The sequence below is a fragment of the Dyadobacter jejuensis genome, from assembly GCF_003149085.1.
In the GTDB taxonomy this organism is placed as follows: Bacteria; Bacteroidota; Bacteroidia; order Cytophagales; family Spirosomataceae; genus Dyadobacter; species Dyadobacter jejuensis.
In genome coordinates this window covers 1-5,277 of sequence record NZ_QGDT01000030.1, presented here as the reverse complement: position 1 = coordinate 5,277, position 5,277 = coordinate 1, and the positions used below count along the sequence as shown (strand labels likewise).

Below are 5,277 nucleotides of genomic sequence, written 5' to 3'. Positions count from 1 at the left end.
GCCTGAAAACCCAACTTTTGCGCAGCCTCAATAAGCCCAAGCATGTTAGTGCCTTTTTGGTCCGTTCCGGCATACTGTCTCACACGGGCGATTGGCAGGTGCAATTTATAGTGAGCCGCAACGGATGTCAGACAGGCTGCTCCGCAGTCTGTAATATCGTGTTGTTTGATGCGTGTGTATGAATGCAAAATTTTAGGCGATAATTTAACCTTTTTTAAAATAAATCACTTAACCATTTGAAAATTTCAGGTGTTACGTTAATAGCAACATGCAAAAAAAAAGGAAGGAAGAAGGAATTATATTTAATAGCAAAAAAACTAAATACAATTCCATACATAAACTGAGGAAGAATATAAATAGGGTATACATATAGATAAGACCAGTAAATCGGAGTGAAGTTCCCTAAGTGAATTAGTGAAAATACAATTATTAATATCCAGCATAAATAATTACTTCTTTTATCGGACTGAAAAAAATAGATGTGCCTTTTAAATCTGCCATTTAAAACCAGTATTATCACCAAAATAACAAACAAAGCAATATTATACTGCAAAAAGGAGATATGTAGTTGAAAAAATTGCGGAAAAATATATTCAAGAATAATAGCAAAAATAATATATCTCAAAAATTTATTTTTTGTGATGAGGGGTAGTCTAAACATAATTTCTTCATTCAATGGGCCAATTATGCAGATCTTCAAAAAACCTATAAAAGGGGAATTGCTTACTAAAAACTCCTTTCTCCCATTTGTAAGGTTTTTGCTTATAGAAAAACCAAATTTTGACCTTAAAAACATTTCAATTCCTGCGATGATCAAAACAATAATAAAGGTTGAGCAAAGGCAAATAAAATAAGCGTTCTTTAATGAGAAAATTCGTTCTTTCAATCTTTGATTTTCCCCAATAGAGTAAAAAGAATACGGCTTTTTAAAAAACTCAAATATTCCCTGAATCATTTATTATGTTCCTTTTTAACAAGAGTGGATGCAAAAAATCACCCACACTTGTTAATAGATTAATTGAATCCTTATTTTATGTGATCTTTATATCCTGAACTAAATCCCGAACAGAAGGCATTCCACGATTTAACTATGCCTTCCAACAATTGGGCCGATCGGTGAGCTATTCCAGCTGCATCACCTGAACTTACTACTATTTCTCCACCTGAGATTATAAGTAAATCTTCCGAGTTCAAAATATCAGTCTCTTCTATATTGATATTTGCTAAATTCGTCATATAAATATCATTTAGTTTAAAAGAAATCATTTCCTAAATATCCTTTCGATTGTCTTACCTGTAACTACATCTACCATCATCTCATTAATGATGCTTACTGCATTTGTTGCATATGCTACGCAAGACCCTGCTCCATAGCCTACATCATTACAAAATTCATTCCAGGAGTACTCTCCATTGATGCAGAGTTGATCTTCCAGAGATAACTCTGCCATTCCATACATTTCCAAGTCAATAGCTTGTAACTTCATGTTGATAAGTTTAAAATGAAAAAAAATTTACCAAAATTCATCACTAGATTCTGTTGGCCAACGGTGTCTTGTATGATGATGCTGTAAAGCTAAGTAACGCCAGTGCACTATAGTTGCACTGGCTATATTTTTGTAAAATTTTTTTAAAAATTATTTCTTTTTCATCAAAACTACTTCAACCAGCCGGTTTTTCGATTTTACTTTCCCCCGTAATAGGTTATTTGACGCCGGTTTTGCAGGTATAAACCATACACTCTGCCTAGGTTAAGCGAGGTGATGACGTTTATCGTCCACTACTCAAACCAGGAAATAAGTAAATTCTTAATTATAGCGTAGGCTTTAGCAACAATAGGGCCACTGAACAATCCAATTAATATGTAGATACACATTTACAGCTTTTTATTTAATCCTGCCTTCATGTATTGTAAAAACTGTATGGTTTTAAAGAATGTTGCCCATTTTTCTTAATTCCCTACGGAAAGCAAAAAAATGTACTGTCAGAAAAATAACGGAAAATTTAAAAAGGTCATTGTCTTTAAGATAAGTCAAGGCTTTATCCACACTAACCGCATCGTCTGTAACAAGTAAGTTGGACAGCGAAAACACTACGATCATTAGTAATACTCCAAAAAACGTCTGAAAGAACCAACGGTACCTTAACCTTTCGATTTCAGCAGTTTCATTTTTCTCTTTCGAAATAATAACCAAAATCAAACCGCTAAGGCCTAACCATTTAAGAACCCCAACCCATGTCTCCATCAATGGTGAAAAGAAGTCAAAATTTAACATAACGAAAAAAAACATGACCAATGACAGGATTATAATCCAATACCCGATCTTTTTGAAAGAAAATGAAATCATAAAATAATCGTTTTTAAGTCAAACCCGATTAAGAATTGCCAAATAACTACTAGGATATTGAATAAAAATGTAGTGATACACTGTATCCCCTCAATCACCCCCATCTTGTCTAGCCCAAAAACTAGGCTGACCTTTGTCAAAAACAAATATGACTATGACAAAGGAAAATCAAATGCGGGTACTTTATGATAAATTTCTGAAGACCTCGGGCCAAACAAAAAAGGACTTCTGCCTTGAAAACAATATCGGTTTACCTAAATTTAGATATTGGGAACATCAATTTACTACTGAATCAAAGCGCCAAAAAGGCTTCATATCTATAGCAACTAAGCCATCTACAGCTCCCATTGAACCTATTGGCCTTGTTTTGGAATAACCAAATGGCGTGAAAATTAGCGCAGAAGCAAGCAATCTTTCATTGATAAGCCAGTTAATTGGTTTGGTTTAATGTTTGCACTCACTGCCGCCAATCGATACGAATATTATGCCAAACCTTGTGACATGCGCAAGGGCTTCGACACACTTTGTGGCTTGGTGACCAATGAATTGGGTAGAAAGGCTACCTGTGGCGATGTTTTTGTGTTCATCAACAAAGCGCGCAACACGATCAAATTGCTACATTGGGAGGTGGATGGCCTGGTCATTTACCACAAAAGGCTCGAGAAAGGCACCTTTGGGCATCCCCAGATTCAGCCAGGCCAAAGCACGATTCGCTGGCCCGAACTGGTACTGATGCTGGAGGGAATCACCGCCACAAAACTTAAAAGAAAGCCTCGATTTTTGTTGTAAAAATTGTTTGAAAAACATACACAAAGACATGGAAATGTATGGCTTTTTGGCATAGAATGCGTACTTTTACATATCAAAAAAACAGTAAAAATATCGCCCCAGTCGCTCAATACAGAGGCTTTTGACCCTAAAATGGCTCTCTTGATTGCTCAAAATGAAGGCTTGGAAAAAGCTGTTGAATACTTCAGTAATATTGCCATAAGTAAGGATGAAATTATCGCTCAAAAGAATACGATAATTGCCGAAAATCAAGCCCTCATTGCAAAGTTTCAAAGAATGCTTTTTGGGCGAAAAGCGGAAACCTATATTCATCAGCCAGTTGAGCAGCTAAAGCTCGACTTTGGTGATCAAATGACTGCCGAGGAAATTACAGCGATTGAAGAAATAGTCAATAAAAAACGTACAGAAGCCACCAAAAAAGAAAAACTCGAGCCCAAATCAACAAAGCGTATCGTCCTTCCTGTGCATTTGGAAGTGGTTGAAACCATTATTGAACCCGAAGGCGACCTTTCTGAAATGGTCTTTGTAAAAAACGAAAGCTCAGACTACCTTGAATATCAGCCCTCAAAGCACTTTATTCGCCGTATCATTCGTCCCATATATGCCCCAAAAATCAAGGAAGGTAGCTTTGCGGTGGCTGCTGTGCCAGATTCGGTATTCGAAAAGTCAAAAGTAGGCGTTGGCGTGGTGGCACACCGGCTTTATAGCAAGTTTGTGATGCACCTGCCCATCGATAGGATGCTCAAGGAAATGATTCGGCAAAAAATACCAACCAATTCCGCTACCATATACAACTGGGCAAGGCTCGGTATCAATCGCCTTGAAATACTTTACGAATATCAATTCAACAAAATTATTACCCTAAAATACCTTCAGGTGGACGAAACAACCCTGAAAGTATTGGAGTCAGAAAAGAAAGGAGCCTGCCATTTGGGATATTTTTGGGTTTATAGCGACCCAATCACAGGTAACACTGTGTTCAAATACGAGCAAGGGCGTGCAGGGGAATATCCAGAGACGGCCTTGAAAAACTTCAGTGGCTATTTGCAAACCGATGGCTATTCGGGCTATGAGAACTTGGCTAAGCGTAGTGAAATTACCCACCTGGGTTGCTGGGCACATGCTCGCCGTAACCGCGGCGGCGGACCGCTTTGAGGAAGCCCTGTCAAACGATAAAAACAGGGCAGAAATAGCCATGAAGCTCATTCAAGAACTTTACCATATAGAGCGCCAAGCCAAAGAAGCCAACCTGGATGCAGCCCAACGAAAGGCCTTCAGAATAGAAAAAGCATTGCCAGTGTATAATCTCCTAGGCAAATGGATCAGTCAGAATCTGGAGAAAACATTGCCAAAAAGTGCTATTGGCAAAGCCCTACGTTACACTTTTGAGCGATGGGACCAGCTAGGAAACTATATGCTCGATGGACTCTCCTCGAGATTGATCGGGCGGCGTTCCGCAATAATCTGGTAGAAAACGCCATAAGGCCAGTAGCAATAGGCCGTAAAAAGCGAAGCGTCGCACCGTACTTATTTGCAGGCACACACGAATCTGCACAACGAAACGCCATCATGTATACCTTCATGGCCGACTGCAAAAAGCATGATGTCAATCCAGAAACCTGGTTAAATCATGTTTTGGAAAAAATCCCATCAGCAAGCATCAAAGAATTAGCAAATCTACTTCCCGAAAATTTTAGGAATCTGGACGGGGATAATTAGAGGGTTACAATCTACTTCCCGAAAATTTTAGGAATCTGGACGGGGATAATTAGAGGGTTACAATCTACTTCCCGAAAATTTTAGGAATCTGGACGGGGATAATTAGAGGGTTACAATCTACTTCCCGAAAATTTTAGGAATCTGGACGGGGATAATTAGAGGGTTACAATCTACTTCCCGAAAATTTTAGGAATCTGGACGGGGATAATTAGAGGGTTACGATATATATGGAGGTGGATAAACCCAGTAAAGTTGCTACGGCTGCACCAAATAATGCCTGAATCATGACACTTTTATGCGGCTTTACCAAAGTCCAGAAGCGGCGTAGGACGGAAACACGCTGGTCACCCGCATTAAACTCATCAGAAGGAAGCAAGATCATCAATACACCCGTCCACAACTGTTTGAATTCATCAATGGA

General features: G+C 38.6%; 11 protein-coding genes. 5 read left to right on the top strand and 6 right to left on the bottom strand.

All coding sequences use genetic code 11. From position 1 onward, the window contains the following. The 5 genes from CLV98_RS22765 to CLV98_RS22745 form a co-directional block, all read right to left on the bottom strand. Nucleotides 1–188, bottom strand: a 188-nt coding sequence (locus CLV98_RS22765) for a cysteine peptidase family C39 domain-containing protein (RefSeq protein WP_146202344.1), incomplete at its 3' end; no start/stop codon positions are given. Nucleotides 189–214: 26 nt separating this feature from the next. Next, entirely contained in the window at nucleotides 215–955 is a 741-nt protein-coding gene (locus CLV98_RS22760) for a CPBP family glutamic-type intramembrane protease (RefSeq protein ID WP_109678388.1), read from the bottom strand. Nucleotides 956–1,026: 71 nt separating this feature from the next. Next, a complete protein-coding gene (locus tag CLV98_RS22755) occupies nucleotides 1,027–1,236 on the bottom strand; it encodes a hypothetical protein (protein ID WP_025765277.1) in 210 nt (69 codons plus the stop codon). Between the two features lie 26 nt (nucleotides 1,237–1,262). Then, a complete protein-coding gene (locus CLV98_RS22750) occupies nucleotides 1,263–1,487 on the bottom strand; it encodes a hypothetical protein (RefSeq protein WP_109678384.1) in 225 nt (74 codons plus the stop codon). Nucleotides 1,488–1,928: 441 nt separating this feature from the next. Beyond that, nucleotides 1,929–2,276, bottom strand: coding sequence for a hypothetical protein (locus CLV98_RS22745; RefSeq protein WP_146202343.1), 348 nt, complete (start codon nucleotides 2,274–2,276; stop codon nucleotides 1,929–1,931). 226 nt (nucleotides 2,277–2,502) lie between these two features. On the opposite strand from CLV98_RS22745, the gene tnpA reads away from it, so the two are divergent. From tnpA to CLV98_RS24255, 5 genes are all read left to right on the top strand, one after another. Continuing rightward, complete coding sequence (gene tnpA, locus CLV98_RS22740; protein ID WP_146202342.1) at nucleotides 2,503–2,724, top strand: IS66 family insertion sequence element accessory protein TnpA; 222 nt, start codon at nucleotides 2,503–2,505, stop codon at nucleotides 2,722–2,724. A 71-nt stretch (nucleotides 2,725–2,795) separates the two neighbouring features. Beyond that, nucleotides 2,796–3,137 (top strand): IS66 family insertion sequence element accessory protein TnpB, encoded by a 342-nt coding sequence (gene tnpB, locus CLV98_RS22735; RefSeq protein WP_109678378.1) that lies wholly within the window; start codon nucleotides 2,796–2,798, stop codon nucleotides 3,135–3,137. A gap of 3 nt (nucleotides 3,138–3,140) precedes the next feature. After that, the gene (locus tag CLV98_RS22730; protein ID WP_109678376.1) at nucleotides 3,141–4,292 is read left to right on the top strand and encodes an IS66 family transposase; all 1,152 of its coding nucleotides are present in this window, start codon (nucleotides 3,141–3,143) and stop codon (nucleotides 4,290–4,292) included. Beyond that, nucleotides 4,258–4,608, top strand: a complete 351-nt coding sequence (locus CLV98_RS22725) for an IS66 family transposase (RefSeq protein ID WP_158281320.1) — start codon at nucleotides 4,258–4,260, stop codon at nucleotides 4,606–4,608. Before CLV98_RS22730 ends, CLV98_RS22725 begins: the two co-directional genes overlap by 35 nt. Then, nucleotides 4,530–4,856 (top strand): transposase domain-containing protein, encoded by a 327-nt coding sequence (locus CLV98_RS24255; RefSeq protein ID WP_109678372.1) that lies wholly within the window; start codon nucleotides 4,530–4,532, stop codon nucleotides 4,854–4,856. Before CLV98_RS22725 ends, CLV98_RS24255 begins: the two co-directional genes overlap by 79 nt. A gap of 208 nt (nucleotides 4,857–5,064) precedes the next feature. Here CLV98_RS24255 and CLV98_RS23525 read toward each other — a convergent pair. Continuing rightward, nucleotides 5,065–5,277, bottom strand: a 213-nt coding sequence (locus CLV98_RS23525) for a hypothetical protein (RefSeq protein ID WP_158281319.1), incomplete at its 5' end; no start/stop codon positions are given.